At 38.4% G+C, this 23,453-nt stretch carries 20 protein-coding genes and 3 pseudogenes; 6 read left to right on the top strand and 17 right to left on the bottom strand.

Annotation, left to right across the window (positions count from 1 at the left end):
* Nucleotides 1–64: 64 nt before the first annotated feature.
* The 8 genes from ACIQ0C_RS04005 to ACIQ0C_RS03970 form a co-directional block, all read right to left on the bottom strand.
* On the bottom strand, nucleotides 65–502 hold the full coding sequence (locus ACIQ0C_RS04005) for a BrxA/BrxB family bacilliredoxin (protein WP_402837851.1): 438 nt from the start codon (nucleotides 500–502) through the stop codon (nucleotides 65–67).
* A gap of 171 nt (nucleotides 503–673) precedes the next feature.
* Nucleotides 674–2,344, bottom strand: coding sequence for a dihydroxy-acid dehydratase (gene ilvD, locus ACIQ0C_RS04000; protein WP_034311212.1), 1,671 nt, complete (start codon nucleotides 2,342–2,344; stop codon nucleotides 674–676).
* 329 nt (nucleotides 2,345–2,673) lie between these two features.
* On the bottom strand, nucleotides 2,674–3,810 hold the full coding sequence (locus ACIQ0C_RS03995) for a conserved virulence factor C family protein (RefSeq protein ID WP_403057180.1): 1,137 nt from the start codon (nucleotides 3,808–3,810) through the stop codon (nucleotides 2,674–2,676).
* Nucleotides 3,811–3,940: 130 nt separating this feature from the next.
* Complete coding sequence (locus ACIQ0C_RS03990; protein ID WP_403057177.1) at nucleotides 3,941–5,818, bottom strand: ABC-F family ATP-binding cassette domain-containing protein; 1,878 nt, start codon at nucleotides 5,816–5,818, stop codon at nucleotides 3,941–3,943.
* Complete coding sequence (locus ACIQ0C_RS03985) at nucleotides 5,815–6,459, bottom strand: HD domain-containing protein (protein ID WP_402837856.1); 645 nt, start codon at nucleotides 6,457–6,459, stop codon at nucleotides 5,815–5,817. Before ACIQ0C_RS03985 ends, ACIQ0C_RS03990 begins: the two co-directional genes overlap by 4 nt.
* Nucleotides 6,460–6,512: 53 nt before the next feature.
* Nucleotides 6,513–7,358: a DegV family protein gene (locus ACIQ0C_RS03980; RefSeq protein WP_403057174.1), complete on the bottom strand. Its 846-nt coding sequence runs from the start codon at nucleotides 7,356–7,358 to the stop codon at nucleotides 6,513–6,515.
* Between the two features lie 140 nt (nucleotides 7,359–7,498).
* On the bottom strand, nucleotides 7,499–7,975 hold the full coding sequence (locus ACIQ0C_RS03975) for a glutathione peroxidase (protein WP_403057171.1): 477 nt from the start codon (nucleotides 7,973–7,975) through the stop codon (nucleotides 7,499–7,501).
* Nucleotides 7,976–8,053: 78 nt separating this feature from the next.
* Nucleotides 8,054–8,587, bottom strand: coding sequence for a hypothetical protein (locus ACIQ0C_RS03970; protein ID WP_403057168.1), 534 nt, complete (start codon nucleotides 8,585–8,587; stop codon nucleotides 8,054–8,056).
* Between the two features lie 168 nt (nucleotides 8,588–8,755).
* On the opposite strand from ACIQ0C_RS03970, the gene metA reads away from it, so the two are divergent.
* Entirely contained in the window at nucleotides 8,756–9,664 is a 909-nt protein-coding gene (metA, locus tag ACIQ0C_RS03965; RefSeq protein ID WP_403057165.1) for a homoserine O-acetyltransferase MetA, read from the top strand.
* A 105-nt stretch (nucleotides 9,665–9,769) separates the two neighbouring features.
* On the opposite strand, the gene ACIQ0C_RS03960 is transcribed toward metA, so the two are convergent.
* The 5 genes and pseudogenes from ACIQ0C_RS03960 to ACIQ0C_RS03940 all read right to left on the bottom strand — a co-directional run.
* Nucleotides 9,770–10,465: an AIM24 family protein gene (locus ACIQ0C_RS03960; protein WP_402837866.1), complete on the bottom strand. Its 696-nt coding sequence runs from the start codon at nucleotides 10,463–10,465 to the stop codon at nucleotides 9,770–9,772.
* Nucleotides 10,465–11,160: a class I SAM-dependent methyltransferase gene (locus ACIQ0C_RS03955; RefSeq protein WP_402837868.1), complete on the bottom strand. Its 696-nt coding sequence runs from the start codon at nucleotides 11,158–11,160 to the stop codon at nucleotides 10,465–10,467. The genes ACIQ0C_RS03960 and ACIQ0C_RS03955 overlap by 1 nt, the downstream gene beginning before the upstream one ends.
* Nucleotides 11,161–11,380: 220 nt before the next feature.
* Nucleotides 11,381–11,809: a transcriptional regulator MntR gene (gene mntR / locus ACIQ0C_RS03950; protein ID WP_048687667.1), complete on the bottom strand. Its 429-nt coding sequence runs from the start codon at nucleotides 11,807–11,809 to the stop codon at nucleotides 11,381–11,383.
* Nucleotides 11,810–11,911: 102 nt separating this feature from the next.
* Nucleotides 11,912–14,089, bottom strand: coding sequence for a DNA topoisomerase III (locus ACIQ0C_RS03945; RefSeq protein WP_403057162.1), 2,178 nt, complete (start codon nucleotides 14,087–14,089; stop codon nucleotides 11,912–11,914).
* A gap of 1,201 nt (nucleotides 14,090–15,290) precedes the next feature.
* Nucleotides 15,291–15,799: pseudogene (locus ACIQ0C_RS03940) on the bottom strand (IS110 family RNA-guided transposase); the annotation flags it as partial.
* Nucleotides 15,800–15,928: 129 nt separating this feature from the next.
* On the opposite strand from ACIQ0C_RS03940, the gene ACIQ0C_RS03935 reads away from it, so the two are divergent.
* The 4 genes from ACIQ0C_RS03935 to ACIQ0C_RS03920 all read left to right on the top strand — a co-directional run bounded on the left by ACIQ0C_RS03935 (nucleotide 15,929) and on the right by ACIQ0C_RS03920 (nucleotide 17,953).
* Nucleotides 15,929–16,150 (top strand): hypothetical protein, encoded by a 222-nt coding sequence (locus ACIQ0C_RS03935; protein WP_403057159.1) that lies wholly within the window; start codon nucleotides 15,929–15,931, stop codon nucleotides 16,148–16,150.
* A gap of 462 nt (nucleotides 16,151–16,612) precedes the next feature.
* Nucleotides 16,613–16,954 (top strand): PadR family transcriptional regulator, encoded by a 342-nt coding sequence (locus tag ACIQ0C_RS03930; RefSeq protein WP_403057156.1) that lies wholly within the window; start codon nucleotides 16,613–16,615, stop codon nucleotides 16,952–16,954.
* Entirely contained in the window at nucleotides 16,947–17,429 is a 483-nt protein-coding gene (locus tag ACIQ0C_RS03925) for a hypothetical protein (RefSeq protein WP_402837874.1), read from the top strand. Before ACIQ0C_RS03930 ends, ACIQ0C_RS03925 begins: the two co-directional genes overlap by 8 nt.
* A complete protein-coding gene (locus ACIQ0C_RS03920) occupies nucleotides 17,426–17,953 on the top strand; it encodes a permease (RefSeq protein ID WP_403057153.1) in 528 nt (175 codons plus the stop codon). Before ACIQ0C_RS03925 ends, ACIQ0C_RS03920 begins: the two co-directional genes overlap by 4 nt.
* 279 nt (nucleotides 17,954–18,232) lie before the next feature.
* Here ACIQ0C_RS03920 and ACIQ0C_RS03915 read toward each other — a convergent pair.
* The 3 genes and pseudogenes from ACIQ0C_RS03915 to ACIQ0C_RS03905 form a co-directional block, all read right to left on the bottom strand.
* Nucleotides 18,233–18,506, bottom strand: a pseudogene (locus ACIQ0C_RS03915) (recombinase family protein); the annotation flags it as partial.
* Between the two features lie 109 nt (nucleotides 18,507–18,615).
* Entirely contained in the window at nucleotides 18,616–20,775 is a 2,160-nt protein-coding gene (locus ACIQ0C_RS03910) for a S8 family serine peptidase (protein WP_403057151.1), read from the bottom strand.
* A gap of 390 nt (nucleotides 20,776–21,165) precedes the next feature.
* A complete protein-coding gene (locus ACIQ0C_RS03905) occupies nucleotides 21,166–21,267 on the bottom strand; it encodes an LPXTG cell wall anchor domain-containing protein (protein WP_275728507.1) in 102 nt (33 codons plus the stop codon).
* A 338-nt stretch (nucleotides 21,268–21,605) separates the two neighbouring features.
* On the opposite strand from ACIQ0C_RS03905, the gene ACIQ0C_RS03900 reads away from it, so the two are divergent.
* Complete coding sequence (locus ACIQ0C_RS03900; RefSeq protein WP_403057148.1) at nucleotides 21,606–22,601, top strand: hypothetical protein; 996 nt, start codon at nucleotides 21,606–21,608, stop codon at nucleotides 22,599–22,601.
* Between the two features lie 153 nt (nucleotides 22,602–22,754).
* On the opposite strand, the pseudogene ACIQ0C_RS03895 reads toward ACIQ0C_RS03900, so the two are convergent.
* Nucleotides 22,755–23,221: pseudogene (locus tag ACIQ0C_RS03895) on the bottom strand (recombinase family protein); the annotation flags it as partial.
* Nucleotides 23,222–23,453: the final 232 nt, after the last annotated feature.

Genomic DNA, 23,453 nt, shown 5'->3' with positions numbered 1-23,453 from the left:
TCCTACCCCTTCATACTCTCTTAAATTTGAAAAGAATGCCCTGTTTCCAGGACATTCCGCTTCATTACTTATTTACTTGACTGAACGCTGCCAATAAATTTTCCATGATAGCTTCCATTGGCTGTCCTTCTATATCATGGCGTGGAATGAAATGTACGACCTCTTTGTCCTTTAAAAGAGCCATGGATGGTGAAGAGGGTTCTATTCCATCGAAGTATTCGCGCATTTTAGCTGTCGCTTCCTTATCTTGGCCGGCGAATACAGTTACCAAATGATCTGGCTTATTGTCTGCTTGCAGTACGGCTTGAGTAGCAGCTGGACGGGCTAACCCGGCAGCACATCCGCAAACTGAATTCACGACCACAAGTGTCGTACCTTCTACCGATTCCATGAAGTTTTCAACCGCTTCAGCGGATTCCAACTCATCAAAACCTGCCTGCACAAGTTCCGCGCGCATTGGTTTCACCATTTGTTTCATATATTCATCATATGCCATCGACATAAAAAAACCTCCTTGGTTACAATTCTTCAATTAGTATAATGATACTATATTCTTGAGTGTATATGCAAAAATGACGCTTAAAGATTTGTAAAATTTCATTGTTCTTCACAAAGAAACATGGTGACAGAATCCACTTTCATTCTGCCACCATGTTTTAGTCTTCCTTTTAACTTAAACTTTCATAACTCCGCCTGAGCTGGCATTCGTCACAAGTTTGGAATAACGTGCTAAATAGCCTGTCCTGACCTTTGACTCGAAGCCTTTCCAATTGGCTTTGCGCTTTTCGAATTCTTCATCGGAAATTTCCAATTGGATTTTACGATTATTCAAATCCAATTCGATGATATCTCCATCTTCAACAAAGGCAATCGGGCCTCCCTCAGCTGCTTCGGGGGATATATGTCCAATGCTGATGCCTCGAGATGCGCCTGAAAAGCGGCCATCAGTGATCAAACCGACTTTCGCTCCAAGTCCCCTCCCGACGATTTGGGAAGTGGGTGCCAACATTTCCGGCATACCCGGACCTCCTTTAGGTCCTTCGTAACGAATGACCACTACATCTCCTTCTTTAACCTTTCCAGTGATGATTCCGGAAAGTGCATCTTCCTGGGAATCGAAACAAATGGCAGGACCCCTGTGGTAGCCACCAACTGATGCGTCAACGGCCCCCACTTTTACGATGGAGCCTTGAGGAGCAAGGTTTCCAAACAATACCGCAAGCCCGCCACGCTCAGAATGCGGATTATCTAACGGATGGATTACATCCTTGTCCAATATTTCACAACCGGCAACATTTTCGCGGAGCGTTTTACCTGAGACAGAAAGGCAATCTCCATTAAAAGCACCTGGTTTTTTGAGTAACTCATTAATGACGGCACTTACACCACCGGCATTATGTACATCTTCAATATGATAATCGGATGCCGGTGCAATTTTCGCTAGATGCGGTACGCGGTTAGCTATTTCATTTATGCGTTCCATCGGATATTCAAAACCTGCTTCGTGTGCCAATGCAAGTGTATGAAGAACGGTGTTTGTTGAACCGCCCATCGCCATATCCAAAGCAAATGCGTTATCAATTGCATCAATCGTCACGATATCACGGGGCTTGATATCCTGTTTGATTATCTCCATCAACTGTTTAGCGGATTTCTTAACGAATTCCTTACGTTCTTCGGCTACCGCCAAAATCGTTCCATTTCCCGGAAGCGCAAGTCCTAAGCCTTCAGCCAGGCAGTTCATGGAGTTTGCAGTGAACATTCCGGAACAAGAACCGCAAGTAGGACAGGCAACTTGCTCGATTTCCTGCAAATCTTCTTCATTGATATTACCTGCTTGATAAGCTCCCACCCCTTCAAAAACGGATGTTAATGAAAGAGATTTACCGTTTTTGTCTTTACCTGCTTTCATGGGTCCGCCGCTTACGAATATTGTTGGAATGTTGACACGAAGTGCTCCCATCATCATTCCCGGAGTTATCTTGTCACAGTTTGGGATGCAAACCATACCGTCAAACCAATGTGCCGATACAACAGTTTCCACGGAATCTGCGATGATTTCTCGGCTTGGCAAAGAATAGCGCATACCAATATGACCCATCGCAATTCCATCGTCTACCCCGATCGTATTAAATTCGAAAGGAACACCGCCTGCTTCGCGAATCGCTTCCTTCACTATTTTTCCAAATTCCTGAAGGTGGACATGACCTGGAACGATATCGATGTATGAATTACAAACCGCGATGAACGGTTTACCGAAATCTTCTTCTTTAACCCCTGCAGCCCGCAACAGACTTCTATGTGGAGCTCGATCGACCCCTTTTGTAATCATGTCACTTCTCATATTTGATGTAGACATTTGTTGTACCCCCAATTTCCACTAAATGTTTAATGATTCAGAATAATATAATTTTTAGTATACTCTAAAAATTCTAACATATTTATCTATAAATGCAACCATTCTACACTAAATATCTACAAAAATCATTTTACTAAAATAATAGAGATCAAATTTATATCCTAATATCTTCTGTATATGGAAAGTTAGCCATTTTGAATGGTTTGTAATTCGACCTAGAGGAACCAATGTCAGATGACTTGAAGATTCGCTTAAAAAATAAAAAGGCATGCGGATGATATAATCCGCATGCCTTTTGCCTGGGTCATTTCAAATCACTTGTCATTCGCTTGTCTTGATTCTGTCATTTGCTTCCAAACCGAACCTTTTGCTTCTTCCCCATTTTCTATACGGTCTATGGCCATCTTGACCTGAAGGGCCACTTCGAATTCAGGGTCCTGTTCCGCTTGCTTAAGATAAGGGAGGGTCGTTTCATTTCCCAGTTCGTATAAAAACATCGCCGCCCGCCATCTAACCAATTTATTTTTATCCGAAAGTGATTGAGACATTTCTCCCATCGCTTCTTCAAAGCCAAGATCTGATAAACAATCACCAGCCGTCCGTCTTACCGCTGCACTTTTATCTTTCAATGCTTTATACAAGCTCGGAAGCACTTTTCTATCTTCGATCATACCCAAGTAAACTACCGCGAGCCTTCGAATGGAGACCTTACTGTCGGAGAGTGCCATATCCAATACTGGAATATCATCAACCGTTGGATCTTCCATTTGTTCTAAAGCCTGATAACGCTTTTCCCAGCTTTCGTCATTCAGCATTTCTGCAGTCAATTTAATTTTTGGACGTTTCAAAATTGCTTCCTTCGTATCCACCGTTTCTTTTGCAGCTGCTACTAGCCGATTAATTCGATCTTCCGGATAAGCTGCAATCAGCTCATCCGATACTTCCCTCACGATATCTTCCATATCACCATATCTTACGCCATAATCCTTCCATTTTCGAAGCAGGACTACATTGTCATCTTCTTTTTGGGCAGCGGCAATGCCCTTTATGAAATAATCCGGTAAGGCAAAACGTTTTTCGTGCTGACTATCACTTGCTTTAATTTGCATCGGAATGCCCTTGAATTGTTGAATGGCAACAGTTACTTCACCGTAATGTTCATTTAATGCCGTTTGTTGATTTTGTTCCTCCGTTTTTTCCCCAAAGACCTGACGGATTTGGACCAGGATATCTTTCCAATCATATTTCGCATTTCGCTCAACGGCTAAGAAGTCCGCAACATGATAGACCCCTTTCACTCCCTCGATCGTAAATAAATCCCTTATCAGCTTGGGTGCTTGGTCAGCTTGATCTTTCTTATAATTATTGCTTTTACCAGCCAATAGCTCTTCAGTTAAATTGATTTTCATTGTATTTGGACTGGGTGTTGGTTCTATCGATTTAATTTTCAATGCATTTCTCTCCTTTTACAAGACGTTTCCATGTACTAGATATTATCACATCGGCAACAGATTCTCATGCAATTGAGATTGGCACAAAAAAGACTGATCCAAGTTTGCTCCCTTGGACCAGTCACCTCGCTCATTCTTCTTCCAATTTTTCCGCTAAATACGTCCATCTTTCCATCAAATGGTCTAATTTATCCGTTAGTTCCTTTTCTTCTTCAAGAAGCAGGCGGACTTTTTCAAAATCGCTTCCCGCTGCTGACATTTCTGATGTTATGTCTTTAAGGCGCAGCTCGGCCCGTTCCATGTTCCCTTCTATCTCTTCCCATTCCTTACTTTCCGCATAGGTCAGTTTTTTCTTTTTCTTTTCGGTCCGGTTCATCTGAGGTTCCGGTGCTTTTACTGGCTCGGCCTCTTCCCTCTTTTCTTCCAAGAATTCTGAATAAGAGCCATAATAGAAGTCAATGTCACCTTTATTCTTGAAAACAAGAAGCTGATGGCACGTTTTATCCAAGAAATACCTATCATGTGAAACAGTAATGACTACACCTGAAAACGTTTCTAAATAATCCTCCAGAACGGTCAAGGTTTGCGTGTCCAAATCATTCGTCGGTTCATCCAAAAGCAGGACATTAGGTGCCGACATCAATATGTTAAGGAGATATAATCGCCTTTTCTCCCCACCGGACAGCTTGCGAATTGGCGTCCCATGCGATCCCATTGGAAACAAGAACCTTTCAAGCATCTGTGCAGCCGATATGAAACTACCATCTTTAAGGGCGATTGAATCCGCCGTTTCCCGAATATACTCTATCATGCGCAAATTCTCATCCATATCGACGCTTTCTTGCGTATAGTACCCTATTTTCACGGTTTGCCCTTTTTCCAGGTTTCCTTCATCTATGGATTCCCGTCCTGCCAGGATATTTAACAAGGTTGACTTTCCACTGCCATTATTACCGACGATTCCAATTCGATCACCTGGTTTGAATAGGAAGGAAAAATGGTTGATGATGGTTCGATCACCGAAGGATTTAGAAACACCCTGCATTTCAAGTACCTTTTTCCCAAGACGGGCACCGCTTAATTCCATTTCCAGGTTCTCGGTTTTCTGCTTATCCTTTACACCTGATTCCAATGTTTCGAAGCGTTGGATCCTCGCCTTTTGTTTCGTTGTACGGGCCTTTGCACCTTTACGGATCCAGGCCAGTTCTTTTTTGAATAGACTTTCCTTTTTCGTTCTTTCAGCCGATTCATTCTCTTCACGAATGGCCTTTGATTCTAAATAATCCGCATAGTTTCCTTTGTATTCGAAAAGCTGCGTCTGGGCAATTTCCCAAATCTTATTGGACACACGATCAAGGAAATATCGATCATGGGTTACAAATAAAACGGACTTTTGATATTTCCCTAAATATTCTTCAAGCCAAGTGATGCTTTCAAAATCGAGATGGTTCGTAGGCTCGTCCAAAATCAGTAAATCAGGGGTCTCAATCAAGGTTTTTGCCAGGGCCGCACGTTTTTTTTGGCCGCCTGACAGTTCCCCCAATTTCCTTGAATGATCAGGAAGCCCAAGCTTGGTCAATATCGTTCTGGCATTGGCACTTGTATCCCAGGCACCAAGCGTGTCCATATCCTGTTGCTGTTTTAACAAACGGTCCTGTATCGCGCTATTCTGCGGATCTACCTGGAGTTGAACGAGCGTCTTTTCATACTCTTTAATCAACGAAAATACAGGAGTTGAACTTTCATACATATATTCCATGATCGTCAATTTCTCATCAAAATGCGGATCTTGGGATAGATAGGAAATCGTATAATCATTCGGATGATCCTTCGTTCCTAAATCACTGTCTTCCAACCCTGCGATGATATTCAATAATGTCGATTTGCCCGTGCCGTTTATCCCAACGATCCCGATTTTTTCCCCTTCGGTAATGGAAAAAGAGACATCTTTAAAAAGCAGCTTTTCCCCTTGGGTTTTCATTACATGTTCCATGCTAAAAACTTTCATAATCGTACATCCCATTCCTTATTAAATTCCTTTAAAAAGCCTACCATATATTCATGCCTTTCACTTGCAATCTTCTTTGCTGTACAAGTATTAAGCATATCTTGCAAGCGCAATAATTTTTCATGAAAGTGATGAATGGAAGAGCTTTTGCCATTCCTGTATTCCTTCTTGGTCATATTTTCCCTTATTGGCAATGAAGGATCATACATAAGCTGTCCCTTTTTTCCGCCAAATGCAAATGTCCTGGCTATGCCAATGGCACCAATTGCATCCAAGCGGTCCGCATCCTGAACAATTTCAGCCTCGGTCGAAGGAAGCTCCAACTGCCCTGAACTATACGAAATTGTATTAATGATCTGTTTGATGGCCTCAACACTATCTATATCCAACTTTATTTCATCAAACCAAGCATCAAGCTTTTTCCAACCTCCATCGGCTTCCTGGTTTAATTTATCATCAGGGATATCATGAAGCAGAGCCGCCAATTCAATGATGAACTCATTTCCTTTTCGTTCTTCTTTTGCAATATGTAAAGCCAGCTTACGAACACGATCGATATGGAACCAATCATGGCCGCTGGCATCAGAATTCAATTGGTCATATACATACTTCTCCGTTAACTCAATTATCGTTTGTTTCATTTCACCACTCCATGTCCTTTCTATTTTACCATGGTTCTCAATAATGGTGTGCTTTAATCTTCATTGAACCAACTGATACCAATCGTCTGTTCACCGGTATGCACCCCGATGGCACTCCCAAGTGGGGATACATGGGTCAACACATGAGGAAATTCTTCGGAAATCATCTTTTTCCATCTTTGTGCCTGCTCCGACACTCCGCCATATAATATGGTGCACTCTTTTACTTTTCCCGCTTCGACTGATCTGCGAAAATCAGTGAAGATCTGTTTTTCCGCTTTTTTAAGGTTCCGGGGTTTAGATTTAGTATGGAGCAAACCATTTTCGATTGAAATGATGGGTTTAAAGCTCAATAGGCTTCCTAGAATATACTGTGCGTTTGTTAACCTGCCGCTTCGATGCAGCTGATCTAAAGACCCTATTAATACATAGGTTTCATGGTTATCCGCATACATTCTCGTTTTGACGAAAGCCTCATTGATGGAATCGCCATTATCAATATAATGCATGAGCCGTTTCAAGATTAATAGCATTGGAAAGGAAATAAGTAAAGTATCAAAAACGTCAACAGGGATCGTAACCATTTGTGCAGCTTGCCTGCTCGCAGATACGGTCCCGCTCAATTCACTTGAAAGATGTACGGCTATGATTCGATCATAGCGTTTTTCAAGCTCCTTATATAACTCCTGGAATCTGCCGACAGAGGGCTGTGACGTTGTGGCGGTGATTTTTTCCTCACTCATTCGCCGGTATAATTCCTCAGGTAAAAGGTCGACACCATCTTCATATTCCTTCCCATCCATGATGACGACCATTGGAATGACATATACATGTTCATTCAATGATAATTCTTCATCTAAAGTTCCCGTACTATCTGTTACCCATGCAATTCGTTCCATGGTTTCCCCCCCTCATTTGTTTTTTCTATTATATTCAATATCCCAACCATCTGTCCCCTTTTAAAAACGGATGCATTCAATAAATATCTTACCTCAAAAAAAGAGCCCAACAGAATCTTCCGTTGGACTGATATCATACTTCATAATAATTTTTTTATATCTTCTTCCATTTCCAGAGGTTTTGTTTTAGGCGCAAACCGGCTGACGATATTTCCATTACGATCAATCAAGAACTTTGTAAAATTCCATTTTATCGATTTGGACCCCATCACTCCAGGCGCATTTTTAGTCAGATAGCTGAATAAGGGATGGGCTTCCTTTCCTTTGACATTCACTTTTGCAAACATCGGGAATGTTACACCATGATTCAATTTGCAGTATGAATCGATTTCAAGGTCATCACCAGGCTCCTGATTCAAAAACTGATTACACGGAAACCCAAGAACGACTACCCCATCCTCTTTATACTGCACATACAGACTTTGCAAATCATCATACTGTGGCGAAAAACCGCATTTGCTTGCGGTATTCACTATAATCATCACTTTCCCTTTATATTCCTCAAGCGAGATGGATTCGCCATTGATTTTTTTGACTTCAAATTCGTAAATGGACATGTATGATCTCTCCCTTTAGTATGATGATTCATTTTAACGTATTTAAAGGTAGGTTTACCAACTTTTATCCCTTTCCTATCATCCCGGAATCTTCACTGCTTGGATGGATTGAATCAAATACTCTACCATGTCTTCCAAATCTTCCATTTGCTCTTCTCTTACAAGCCTTCCAAATGAAATTTTATATAAAGATGAAGTAATGGGTTGCATTTTTTTACTGATCGTTTCGCTGGTCGTCACTGAAATGATTCTCTGATCTCCCCAAATTTTTTCCAGGTCGCTCAACAATTGTTCAACATTCACTTCATCAAGCTTTTTGGGAAAAGAAATGAATATATCGACCGTGCAGCCCGAATGCGTATCATCAATAGCTGCATCGAGTAACTCCGAACTTAGGTTCTGTAGGGAAGCGTGTAACTCGATGGCACCGCTAATCGAAATAGGCGCCATTGTTTTTTTCAATTCCATCTCGATCTTATATGATCTGGACATGGTTGAGAGATTCACGATATCATCACGGTTTATGACCAATATATCTCCAATGAAGTCACGATCGTAAACCGCTCCTTCCAAAACCACTTTCATGTTTTCAAATGCTGTAGGATCAAACAATCTCCAAACCCCTCTCCAACTTAAAAGTTTATGTATTCATGATCTTCCCATTTTACCATTCCCAGGCCATTTCCTTCGGGAATTACAAGAATTTATTAAAATAGCTTTTCTATTCAATAATTTTCTATATAATTAAAATATTATGATTTTTGAAGAAGGAGGCTAATCATGCCAATCAGAATTCCGGAACAACTGCCAGCAAGGGAAATTTTAGAACAGGAAAATATCTTCGTAATGGATGAGGAAAGAGCGACCAATCAGGAAATCCGTCCATTGAATATATTAATTTTAAACCTAATGCCAGAGAAAGAAAAAACGGAGGCACAGCTACTGCGTTTTCTTGGCAATACTCCCATTCAAGTAAATATATCGTTCCTGCGCTTGAGCACGCATGAATCAAAAAACACAAGTAAATTTCATTTGGATCAATTTTACAAATCATTCAATGAAATTCGCACGAAGAAATATGACGGCATGATCATTACAGGTGCTCCAGTAGAAAAGCTGGAATTTTCAGACGTTAATTATTGGGAAGAACTGCAGAATATCATGAACTGGTCAAGCGAAAATGTCACATCCACCCTACATATCTGTTGGGGGGCACAAGCTGCCCTGTACCATCATTATGGAATAGGCAAATACGAACTTCCAGAGAAATGCTTCGGCGTATACACCCATGAGGTCCTTGAACCGAATGAAAATCTAGTCCGCGGATTCGATGATTATTTTATGGCCCCACATTCACGCTACACGGATATTGACTATCTAAAATTAGTTAACCATCCTGAATTGAAGGTTCTCGCACAGTCCGATCAAGCTGGGGTACTGATCGCTGCTTCGGTTGATGGAAAAAGAATTATGGTTACCGGCCATTTCGAGTATGATGCAGATACCCTAGGGGAAGAATACAGGCGCGATAGGGAGCGTGGGATCAATACGCAACTCCCTGAAAATTACTTTCCTGATGACGATCCTACCAAGATGCCTCTTCACCGCTGGAAAAGCCATTGCAGCCTGATGTTCTCGAATTGGCTGAACTATTATGTCTACCAATCAACCCCTTATGAGTGGGATTGAAAGGGTAAGAAAAAGAAGCTTTCACTTTGAAGTGAATCGCTTTTTATCGCAGACACATCCGAGTATCATGGGAAACAACCTGAGTTCTGACTCAGGTTGTTTGTTTCATGATTCCTTATTACCGAAATATACCTCTTCAAAAGGCTGGACGACCACAAATCCATGACCTTCGAATTTCATTTGAACGGATTCGCCGCTTCCCCTTCCAAAAAACGACTTCAATGAAACATCCGTTACGAATTCAGGCTGCAATTCCCCTGACCAAGCTACTGTGGCATTCGGGTCCGTATAGACCGGATTCCCCGGTTCCACCATTAAAGTAAGCGGCTCATAATGGGAAGTGAATGCGACCATGCCTCTCCCCTCAAGCCTTACGTTGAACAATCCCCCCGCCAATAACCCGGCAATGCGCCGCATCATTTTTATATCCCATTGAATCCCCGGCTCAAATGCGAGTAAGTCATTACCGTTAACACAGATCGATTCACCATTTAATTGCAAAATTGAAATCTTCTTCCCTTGATCCGCGACGTATAACTTGCCGCTTCCGGTGGCTTTCATCAAGGATGCACCCTCACCGGTTAAGGCTTTTTTAAAGAGTTTACCAAGACCATGCTCCAATATACCTTCCCGCTCGAATTTAATGTCGCCGCGATAAGATACCATCGTCCCCATTTTCGCCCAGATCTGCTTTTCCAAATTAATTTCCAGAATTCGTTCCGTTTCAAGTTCGAATAAACCTTGCCCTTTATCCTGCTGTTTCGTCTTTTCAACGAATTGATCGATTTGATACTTCTCCATCACTGCCCCACCTCTTTTTGAAGGAGGAAAAGCCACATGAACGATACAGCTTGCTTTAATTCCTTTGAAAAATGTTCCAGCTTTGTATAGTCCACCCCTCTTTTTGCAACACCGGTATCAGCCACTGCCTTCCATCCCGTTTCTAAAGCCATTTTTTCAAATTCCCACGGCTGCATGGTATTCATGATGACTTCATCTCCCAATAACCGATGGAAACTGAATTTTTTTCGCGGCTCAGCTGTTGGACCGAGTATTCCAAAACAGACATAACCTCCAGGCTTTATTACGCGTTGAATTTCCTTCATCACCGTTAATGGTTCACCCGTATATTCCAAAGAATTTATGACCATTGCCGCATCCATTTCTTCATCTTCGAATGGAAGATTATAAAAATCCCCTTGAAGGAAAGAAAGTCCTGGTTGTTGAGCGGTTTTCCCCTTTGCAAATTCAATCATCACATTGGATAAATCAACTCCGGTTACTTCAAATCCCGCTTCGGCCAATTTCAAAGAACCAACTCCATCTCCACAGCCTATGTCAGCCACCTTCACTCCCGAAGGTACATATTCAGAAAAGAAAGGAATGATGTTTTTCCGGCTCCCCGTTTCCCACATTTCTTGTGAATTCTTCACCCACATTGGTGCAAAAACATCCCATTCCTTTTTCGACTCTTTATGCCATGTATGTAAATTCATCAGGAATTCCCCCTCCCCTTTTAACCCCTAACTAAATAATAACCTGAGAAAATTTCTCCCGAATCATAATACCAGGGCTTCTTTATAGCTATTCTGCTCATAATCAAAAAATCCTCTTTTAAAACGTCGCTCCCTTTTCACCTTATTTGTAAAACGAACAATGACCGGTTCAAGAAAACGGATGTTTTTCAAAAACATAAAAAAAACTGCCAGCGGCAGCTTATTTTGAATTTTCTTCATTTCTTTTTTGTATCTTTCGTAAATCCTCGACACGGTCAGGAGATTCTTCAAAAAATTCAACCAGGTCTCCAATCCTATCGATGGCATTCCAACTAAGGTGGTGTTCAATCCCCTCTACATCCTGGTAAATATTTTCTTCCTTGACCCCAATCAACCTTAGCATCTGCTCTAAAAGTTCATGACGGTATACGAGCCTTTTACCAACTTTTTTCCCATTTGCAGTTAAAACGAGACCCCGGTACTTTTCATATATCAAATATTTTTCCTGATCAAGTTTTTGAACCATTTTTGTAACAGAAGATGGGTGGACGGAAAGATTTTCGGCAATATCGGAAACTCTTGCATATCCTTTTTCTTCAATAAGTAAATAAATTTGTTCTATGTAATCCTCCATGCTCGGTGTAGGCATTCGGAATCCTCCCATTCAAACGCATATCTAAAAATTTTACTATATAAACGACCCCGAAACAAGAAGATATAAGTCTCAGGGCGCCTTTATTGACGTTTCTTCTCAAGTTTGCTTGACGTTTTGTTCTGTTGGGAATGTAAAACTGATCTTTTTTTCAGCATCGGACCAAGATAAAATGGCATCAAAGGTCTTTTCCCCTTTCTTAAAACCGCTTATCAAATCCGTTTCACCGCTTGCCAACAGCTTTTTTATATTTGCTTGACTAATTTTCTTATTAAGGATTTTTTTGGAGATAGTGAAGTTACACTTTGTTTTTTGATAACTTACACATCCATAGAATTCCCCTTTATCGACAATCTTTGAACCGCATAATTTACAGCTGCCCACAGATGCGGAACTTCTCTTTTTAGAGCCGCTCCGTTGAATCGACTCGGTGTCCAGCCCTTGAAAATCCCAGCTTTCCGATGATTCCACTGCATCGCTGATGATTTTTGCTGACATCCTTTTAACAGCTTCCATAAAGCCTCCAGCTGAAGCCTTACCTTCACCGATTTCCCTTAAGCGCTGTTCCCATTTGGCTGTCATCTCGGGTGAAGCAAGGATTTTCTCCCCAATCGCAGTAATCAGCACTTTCCCTTTGTCTGTCGCAAACACCTGGTTCTTTTTGACATTGATGTATTTACGGTCTTTGAGCATGGTAATGATGCCAGCCCGAGTTGCTTCGGTTCCGAGACCCTCGGTTTTCATCAGCACTTTTTCTAACTCTTCATTATCCAGATGCTTTCCGGCAGTTTTCATCAAAGTGATCAGCTGACCTTCTGTATAACGCTTAGGAGGCTGGGTTTTTCCTTCTTTCACCTTTATGTTTGCGACCTTTCCAGTATCCCCTTTGGAAACGGACGGCAAAATGATATCATCATCATCCTTTTCATTATTTTGGAAAATCACTTTGCGCCATCCCTCTTGAATCTGCTGCTTACCTTTAGAAATGAATTCTGCCCGCTTATCGACAAGCGTTTTAATGGTGGTGTAATCAAAAATGGCTTTCTCATAATGAGCCGCAATCAACCGGCGGACCACCAAGTCATATATATTCCGTTCTTCAGCAGAAAGCCGCTTTGGGTCGGTTACCTGCTCCGTCGGAATAATGGCATAGTGATCAGTCACCTTCTTTTCATTTACAAACCGTTTATTATTCATGATGTTAGGTTGTGGCAAAGGAAACAGTGATTCATATTCTGAAAATCCGCTTAGTTTTTGCAAAATATCTGGAAATGTTTCGGCTTCCCCTTCCGTCACATAATTGGAATCTGAACGCGGGTAAGAAACGATCCCTTTTTGATATAAACTTTGAACTATATCAAGCGTCTGTTTCGGTGAATATTTATAAATCTTGTTAACTGTCGCTTGCAATGACGATAGATTAAATAACAAAGGCGGCTGAAATTCTTTCCTCTCAGTATCCATTTCAGCTATTTCAGCTTCCTTCCCCTTGCAAAAGGCGGCAATTTTATCAGCCATTTCTTTTGTCTTGATTCTCGGGTCATTGTTCTGCTGCCATTTTCCCTGATATTTCTTTCCATCCAGCTTGAAGTCAGCGAACACTTCCCAGAACGGTTCAGACTTGAATTGCTCAATTTCCATTTCCCGCTTCACAATCAAGGCGAGAGTCGGTGTCTGAACCCTTCCAGCTGAAAACACATCCGAAACGCCCCTTTGTTTCAATAAAATACTATACGCCCTCGACGCATTCATACCCACAACCCAGTCCGCGCAAGCTCTCGTATACGCTTCATAATAAAGCGGCCTGGTTTTTTCCTCGCTCTTCAGATTTTGGAATCCCTCATAAATCGCCTTTGGGGTCAAAGAGGAAATCCATAAACGTTTCATCGGTTTATGGACATTGCATAAGTTAACGATGTTGCGTACAATCAATTCTCCTTCACGCCCGGCATCACCTGCATGAATGATTTCATCGACTTCCGGTTTCCTAAGCAAAGTCTTCACAACATTGAATTGCTTTGCCTTTTGTCTGGTCACTTCATATTGAAATTTCTCAGGAATCATCGGCAACGTTTCCATCGACCATTTTTTCCATTTTGAATGATAAGTTTCTGGCGAAACGAGTTGACATAAATGCCCGACGGCCCAAGTTACATAAGCTCCATCGGGAAAAAGTTCATTCGGCATGATTTCTATATAGCCTTGCTGTTTCTTCGTTTTAAATTGAGCCGCTAGCGTTGAACCTTGATCTGGTTTCTCCGCAATGATTAGCTTCATGATCATCTTCACCTAATCCGTTACAAAATATCTTTCCCCTATCATTATACCTTAATTATCACAATCGGCTAGATATGACTTCGTTTTTACTGGAAACATGAAATGATTGCTTGCTTCAGGCTGATGATGAAATCTGTCTTAAAGATTAATAGGCAAATAGAGATTGGCTAATGGTTAGTCAGCATAGATTAGAGGGAATTGAGCTATATACAAAAACAACAAGTACAATGTTGAATGTTCCTTTTCTTGCCTTCTTTTGTAAGACGAAAATGAAGAAATTAAATTTTTTGATATTATTAATACAAAAGCTAAAGGAATTGCATCATCATTAAGCAGAAATTTGAAAAGAAACAACGATAATATTAACTGGATTGCAACACAGCTAATTATTGAACCTAACAGCCCCTTGTATAATAAAGGAACGTTAATTGTCAAAAGAACTAAAGAAAAGCATATTACTTTACAAAATGTATATAACTTCTTTTGTTATTAATTAAAAACAAAAAGATAGCCGAATTACCTAAGGAAAAATACTTAATATAACTCTTACTTATTTTAATTGTATAAAAGAGTTGTTACCTGTTGAATGTTGTGATTATAAGCAATATAGACTAACTCATATAGTCTGTTTAAATGCTTTTGCTATAGCCGGCCTATAAAGATATTTGATTGGTCTAGTGAAGATCTAAAAGGTGCTAGTGGTTCTAAACTCTTAGCTGATGACATCATTGCATCTGTAGAAAAATAATTCTTAAATCCCCCATTTTCAAATATTAAAATGGCCGAAAAATCAAATTGATTTTCGGCCATTCTTATTCCTTTCTTTGGAGGGAACTTTCCAGCTCAGTTCATGTATGTATTGTGTTAAAGCATCTGTTAAAACAAGAATCCACTGTAGCTTTGAAATAAAGATTGATCAAAAGGTCCTCATGAACCCTCATATTCGTAAATAAATACAATCCATTTTGAAAAGAGATTGATCAAAAAGGGTTCTTTTCTAGTGACTTGTTATACAATTTTTATAAAATATTTGATTATTTTAGTGTCATTATAGAACTAAACCAGCTAATAGGATGTCAATATCTTTCTCTAAAATTTTCATTCCCTTATGATATACTATTTTTGTTCATGACAAATAACCCTCCAAAACCCTTTTGGAAGGATTTTTCTCTGTTTCACAAAATCGTTAATCAGGCTAAATCTAGGAATGCTTCTTTTCTCTTAATAAAGCGTATATCCAATGAAGCAACTTATTCATACAGGCAACGATTGACACTTTGGCAGGTTTTCCTTCTGATTTTTTCTTATCATAGAATGTTTTAAGCTTTTTGTTCCTTGAACTTCTTATGCCGCAAAGTACGGCAAGATATAGAGAATGACGTAGTCTGCTCGAACCTCTTTTAGTAATACGATTAATGGTTGCCGTAAACTTACCCGAAGAGTGAACACTTGGATCTACTCCAGCGAAGGCACCAGTTTTTTCGGATGATTAAACCGATCGATTTCACCAATTTCAGAGATAATCGTGGCTGCGATTTTTTCTCCGATACCTGGAATCGATTGGATGATTTTATATTCTTCCATTTCATTTGCCAGGGCCACTATACGATCTTTCAACTCAGAGAGGTGTCCCTGGTAATGAAAAAGCAACTCAATATACATACGAAGATTGATTACGTGACTTTGATACACGTTTATTTGAAATGGATTTAAAAACGGAATTAGTTCCCCTAAAGATTGTGTTCTGCTCGTAATGAAGCATTTAAAACACTTCAACAATCAATACGCAAAGATGGTGGAATTTGTATCCTCTCAGATGGAAACAAGGAAAAATTTGAATTGCAACCAGAGTTTTATATTAAAGAATTAAAAATAGTCGGTTCAAGTGATGGTTATGATTATAGAAAACACTCAGAATGGTATTTAAACAGCGTAAAAGAGACTGGCTCCCTTTTAAAAAAGATATTCGAAAGTAAAATAACCAAACAAAAAATATGCCGATGTTTTGAGGAATTGAGTGAAGGGAGAATTAATCCCTTGAAAATCTTGATTGAATATTAACAGACTTACAACATAGTTCGACTACACAACGCTAATTGAACTAAACTGCCCCTTTAGTTCATTAAGAAAAAAAGCCACCAAATGGCAGCTCCGACACTCCACTAACGCACCCGTTAGCCATCCATGAATCGCCAAAATCGGCATTTCACCACAAAGAATGAAAATGGTTAGGAAATGTCAATACTGATACTTAATCCAGTCATCCCTAATCTATAGACTAATTAATTAACGCTCTCCTCTTTTTTTAAAACGATTGAGCAGGGTCTTCTTAAGTATTGTCATTTTTCATTTTTAAAGAAACTTATTTTCTTGGTAGTTTAAGTGCAACCTTTCACATTCTAATTTTTTTGTTATCACAAAGAAAAAAATTGACACATTACTGTTTATGAAAGCATACTGTTATTAACAGTAACTTGTTACCGAAAAAAATTTTCACATTAAAATTAGGAGGTTATATATTTCATGAAACATACAGGGAGACATACAGGTGCATTTCTATTGCTGTTTTTAACAGAGGGAGATAACTATGGAGGGAAACTTCTGAAAAAATGTGAGGAAGAGCTTCCCATCAATCCAATTGATAGTGCCATATTATATCGCACACTAAAAAAATTAGAGGAAGAAGGCGCTGTTGAGTCTTATCTGGATACATCTGATCGAGATAAACCGATAAGGATGTACAAAATCACTACAGTTGGAAGAAGAAAATTAGAAGATTTTCAAATAGATATTGAAGAAAAAATTAAAAATTTAGAGTTTTTTCAAGATAAATATAAAGAATGGAAGGCTCAAAATAATGATTAATGGAATTATTCTATATACTATAGCCATTATTTATTTAGGTATTTCTTTTACAAAAGATAAATATAAAACAAAGGCGGCTTTATTAAGTTCATGGAAAATGTTTCACAATGTTTTACCGGATTTATTAGCTATTATGCTTTTTGTTGGGCTCGCATTATCTTTATTGACGCCGTCCCTTATTTCTTCAATTATTGGCGAAAATTCTGGCTTACTAGGCATCATTTATTCAACACTCATTGGCTCAATTGCTTTAGTTCCAAGCTTTATCGTCTTTCCTCTCGGACATACATTAGTTCAAAATGGTGCTGCTCTTCCACAAGTAGCGGTATTAATGTCGACATTAATGTCTGTAGGACTTACAACTTTATCTATGGAACAAAAAACTTTTGGACGAAGTTTTGCTTATGCACGAAATATTTCTGCCATAATAATGTCTCTTCTATTTGCTTTGATTATTTGGGTGGTGATGACATGAAAAAACTAAAAAGATATCGGTTCTTTTTCATTTTATTATTAGGGCTGCTTCTTATTTCATTTATGAATCAAGCTATCGCTATGACAACAGTTCAATTAACTGGTAAAAGTATTTTGGATATGTTATTCCTACTTCCTCCTATATTTATATTAGTGGGATTATTGGATCAATGGGTAAAGAAAGAATCACTCATTCGATATATGGGTGAAAAATCAGGTATATACGGTGTCTTCTTCACCTTATTATTAGCAACAGTAGCTGCGGGCCCTCTTTATATAGCCTTTCCAATTGCAGTACTTTTATTGAAAAAAGGAGCCAGTGTCCGCTATATAGTGTTTTTCTTAGGAGCTTGGTCAACAGTGAAATTGCCAGTTCTAGTATATGAATTCACTTCATTTGGTCCTAAATTTACACTTATTCACATTTGTTTTGGCCTCGTGTTTTACTATTTAACAGGAATTCTTTTTGAAAAAATTTATGGTCAACAAAAGTTGTTAAAGGCTGATATAACTAAGGAGATATAGATTCAAATCAATAAGTCTTTGAGCCCCTCAATCCCAGATTCTTATGTAGCTGTAGCTTTTTTAATATATAATATTCCATTAGGAGCCGGACTTTTTATTGAAAAACACTACGGAAATAAGTTGAAAATATCTCGAGATTATTCACTTGTCGCTGCTGGACTGGGTTCTAGAATTGTTCATTTTAAAATTTAACTTTTACATAGTAGATGTTTTAGACAACGCACCTCCAAACCTATTTTTGCACAATGCCACTGTAAGCAGAAAAAAAGGCTAACACTATTAAAATGTCGCCTCTTTCGCTTTGGCGTAAATAGTGGAACGGGAAACGCCTGTCATTTTAGCTATCTCATTTACACTTAATCCGTTAGAATCTATTTCCTGATACAGCTTCAAAGCCTTTTTAACGTCCTTCTCGTCCTGCCCTTTCCACCCTTATGTTTTCCCTGTGCCTTAGCACATTCCCTGCCTTCTGCCGTTCTATCCTTAATTAGATCACGTCAAACTCAGAAATAGTCCCAAGCATGGTAAACATTAGCTTTCCTGATGATACACTACCGTTTTATGGATAATTTTCACCACTCAAATTCAGGATTTCCCGACTACAAAAACCCTTAGCTTTATCCTCTTTATGGAGGAAGCTAAGGGTATACTCTATATAACAACTATTTTAAAACTGAGATGGAATCAATATTCACCTCTGTAGAATTTTTACGGGCAACAGGATCTGCCTGACCAGTCCATTCAATAGATAATACGTGCTTCCCTGCAGTTAGTCCTGTTTTACTGAAGATTTCTTCTTTATACTTAGGAGTAGCAGCATACAAGCTATAATTTGCTGATTTTCCGTCCAATGTCACTTTTGCAATTCCTTGTTTGTCATTTTTTAAAGCTTTATAGGATATTCCTGTACCATTAAACACAATTTTCACAGTTGAATCGGTTTGGTTCGTACTTGTGTATGAGCTTGCCGACGCACTTCCATCGGATATTTTATTCCATGTTCCTTCATATCCAAAATATTTACTCGTATTTTCATATGTTCCTGCTCCAATGCCTTCTGTTACAGAAAGAATGTATTTTCCAGCTCCACTAAAAGCGTAGGCATTCAAATAATATGTGCCTGTTTCAGGAGCTGTAAAAGTAAAGGATTCCTTGGATGAATTTGCAATTTCTGAATGTGCTACAATGCCGTTGCTCGAATTTACAGTCTTTGTAGTGTCGTTATACAAATATAAATCAAAGTCCGTCTCGGAATCACCAGTTAGTGTAGCCTTCACCTTTTCCCCTTTTAATAGTTTAATAGAATAAACATCATTTTTATCTTTACTTGCATCAAGTGAAGTACTGATACTTCCTCCTTTCCAAGTAATACCTGGAATATCAGAATCTACATCGAAATTAACTGCTCTCCCTGCATTCACAAGTCCTCCCGTACCAACTTTTCCTGTTAATGAAGACAGCTTTGTAGTGGTTCTCAAGATAGCATCCTTGATTTGAACGGGAGTATATGATGAACGTGCGCTTTTTACTAACGCTGCTACTCCTGTAACATGCGGGGTAGCCATGGATGTTCCATCAAGATATTCATAAGCCGTAGAATAGTCGCCTTCCATACTTGGGGTTGTACTTAAAATACTTTCACCAGGAGCAGCAACATCTACGCTTTTTGCACCGTAGTTAGAAAAACCTGAAAGATTTCCTGTATTGTTAATAGAAGCTACAGAAAGAATGTTAGGCAAATCATAAGCAGCAGGATACGCTGGACTTGTATCCGAGTTCTCTGCAGAGTTACCTGCCGCAGCTATAAATAAGGTACCTGAGTTTTTAATAGCATCCTTTAATGCTTGTGAATGTTCTCCTCCACCCCATGAGTTATTCAAAATCTTTACACCTTTTGCCTTAGCATATTCAATGGCAACAATCGCATCAGATTCGTACCCTCCATATGGTCCGAGAAACTTGAGAGGCATAATTTTCACATTTGGAGCAATACCGGTAACTCCAATTTTATTTGCTTTTGCAGCTATTGTTCCTGCAACATGAGTTCCGTGGAAGTCTTCCTCTCCTCGAATGAACAATTTATTATTTTTATCATAAAAATTCCAGCCGTTTACATCGTCTATATATCCATTTTTATCATTATCGATTCCATCGTTAGGAATTTCTTCAGTGTTTACCCAAATTCTATCTTTTAATTCTGGGTGATTAATTTCGATTCCTGTATCAATCACTCCAATAACAAGAGAGGAACTGCCCTTTGTATTAGCCCATGCTGCTTCCGCACTTATATCAATACCTTTTTTACCAACTTGCCCTAATATTTCCTGTCCAGTATTTTTAAGTCCCCATAGTTCGTTATATAGGGGATCTGTAACTGCTGTCGGTTGATATACATAGTTTGGCTCTACATACTCAACATTAGAAGAAGCGTTAAGTTCTTTTAACACATCTGCCATCTTTTTATTTTTGGAAAATTTCATTACATGTATTCCTTCTTTATTCAATTCTTTTGCATTTGTTAAACCTAAAGTAGTGCTCAGGGATCCTAGACTTTTTATGGAGTAATTCTTTTTAAATTTTACGATAACCTCATTTTCTTTATACTTCTTTGGTTTGTTATTATTAAAATAAGTAAGGATTCCCCTTTTTTTAACTTCGCTACTATCTACTTTTATAATCTCCTCTTGTAAGTTTCCTTCTACCTTTTTCTCATGTTTAACAACTTGAGGAGTATTCGTAGAAGTGGCAGCAAATGTTGTTGTCCCCCCAAATAATAATCCTACAGCTCCGCATATACCTATTATCTTTTTTGGTATTCTCATTCTCTAATCTCCCTCAGTTTTTTTGTTTGCATGATAATAATTTGTTAAGAACAAAAACCTCCAATATCCATTTATTAGATATTTAATTCTCTCGCCAAAAAAGGATCAAATTCAGTGTTTTTCAAATAGAGAACAACTAATTTTTTCCTTTTCTGGTGTTTTTTAACAACTATCCACTAGTTTAATAGATGTGAATTAAATATTCAAGTGTTCATTTAGAAAAAAATGTATATTAATAAGGTGAATGAATAAATAGAAAGGGCATGTTTTGAAAAAAGATGAATCAAAACATGCCCTTATAATATTAAATTGGATTATTCTTATAAAAAAAATCATTTTTTTGTGTTCCTTAATCAACTAACGCACACGATACTTGAATTAGAAATTTAATTAGCTTTTCTTGGTCTTCTTAAAAAATAAATAACCTAAAACACCTAAAATTAATGCTATACCTCCGAAAACAATAACTTGATATATAATATCCCCTAACATAACCTGTTCCTCCTATTCTAAAAAAACATTTCCCTAAATCTATATACGACATTTTTCCTAAAAAGGTTTAAACTGGTAGTTTGACTCTAAAAGTCTTATTAAACTAAACTGCCCCGTTAGTGCCATTAGAACCAAACCGCTGATACAATACCCATGGGTTTGGTTTTTTTAGCTACTTCCTGAAATTGTTAACTAGTTTTGTATGGAGTATACAATAAAATATTGATAGTTAAGAATTCATTTATGGATTTATGTGGTAAAATACAACAAATAAAGAAAGGGTATTGTGCATTTTCATTTGTTGAAATTGGACATCCCTTATAAAAAGGAGAAATTAGATGTCTAAAAAAATATTAATTACTTTTTTATTAATGTTATTGATACTATCAGCTTGTGGCTCCAAAACACAAAATTCTACTACTGAGAGTGTTAATTCACAAGCTGAAACAGTTAAGAACGACGATAAAATATTTTTGAGCAAACATATTGATGATACAGGTGTTAAGGCGGCAATTAAACTAGGACATGGCCAAGTTCTTGATCAAACATTTTATGATAAAAAACATGACATAACAGTGCATTTTAACAGGGTGTTGACGGATGAAAAGGAAACAAAACTGTTACTGACCTATCAAAGTGAAAAAACAAATTTAAAAAAACATTATATTGACCTTTTTGAGGGTGTAAGTTCAATCTACTTGATTGTTGGAGATGAACGAAAGAAGTTAGACAATGTGGGATGGGGAAGTAATTATTACGATAGTAAAGAAAACAAGATGGCTGAAGCCTTATCCTTTGAATCAATCAAAAAATATGAAGGCCAAGACATTCGTTTAGAAATCGAAAATTTGACAATTTGGAATGACAGTGGGAGGGACAGTGTACAAACGACATGGCCACTCGATTTTAAACTCGATCAATCTGCCGTCTCAAAAAGAGAAACCGTAGAAATAAATAGAGAATTCACGTTTGAAAACGAAACATACAAGATTAAGCAGATAGAGTTTTCAGCATTTGAAACAAGAGTAGTTGTTACTGGATCTGACACAAAACTCCTAAAAGATGAAAGTGGAATGCAATACAGAGTAATGAGCAAATTAGAGGATAAATTTCTTAATGCAAGGAAAGTTGATAAAGAATACGGTTATATCGTTGATGATAAAAAATCTGGTGTATTCTTGAAATCTGCTGGTGAAAAAGTTGATCCAGTTTTTAGTAAGGGTGAAGTAGAGGGCGCAGAGGACGAATATATTATGATTTTTGCTCCGGTTATGGATCGTCAAGATAGTATTCTTGAAGTTGGTGATGATATTAAAATACCATTAACTAAATAGGCACTAAGAAAGGGTCTTCGATTTGAAGATCCTTTTTTCAATGCTAATGTTAACTATTCTCTTACATGTAAGATTACTGTACACCAATTAGTACAGTTAGTAGACGCTTAAAATCACCCTTTAAATAATTTTAAAGTTAAAAAACACGATTAGCTATTTGCTAGTCATCTCTTTCACTTTAGCGTAAATAGTGGAACGTGGAACGCCAGTCATTTTAGCTATATCATTAACGCTTAAACCGTTAGATTCTCTTTTATCATACAGATTTAACGCCTTCTTAACGACCTTCTCGTCCTTCCCTTTACGTCCCATATGTTTACCCTGTGCCTTAGCCCTTTTACGTCCCTCAGTGGTTCCATCTTTAATTAGATCACGTTCAAACTCAGCAATAGCCCCAGCATAGTAAACATTAGCTTTCCTGATGGTGCACTAAAATCAATCTGTTCTTTGATGAATACTAAAGCTATTCCACGTTCTTCTAAATCCTTAGCAATCTTTTGTAAATCAAATGTACTCCTAGCTAGTCTGTCTATTTTGTAAACAACCAGCTTGTCACCTTCCCTTAAATAGTCCAACGCCTTAATCAGGTCCTCACGATCACTTTTAGCACCACTTTGTTTCTAAAGAGGTTCCACACTGCCATGCTTTAGAGTGTGACTTCACTTTTTAATTGGATGATTTTAAGGAAGAAATGAGAAATATTTAACCGCACAGTACGAATAAACGGTGTACTAATTACACTAAACTACTCCTTAGCTTCATAAGAAACTCCTATGGCGGCGCTCCTCGCCGCCACCATCTACTACGAAAATCTAAACTCAAAAATAGAGTCTAACCCATTAACCCCTTGAC

Source organism: Peribacillus sp. NPDC096448, from assembly GCF_044762675.1.
Classification (GTDB): Bacteria; Bacillota; Bacilli; order Bacillales; family DSM-1321; genus Peribacillus; species Peribacillus frigoritolerans_B.
The sequence above is the reverse complement of the archived record's forward strand: the minus strand, read 5'-3'. Positions and strand labels throughout refer to the sequence as shown.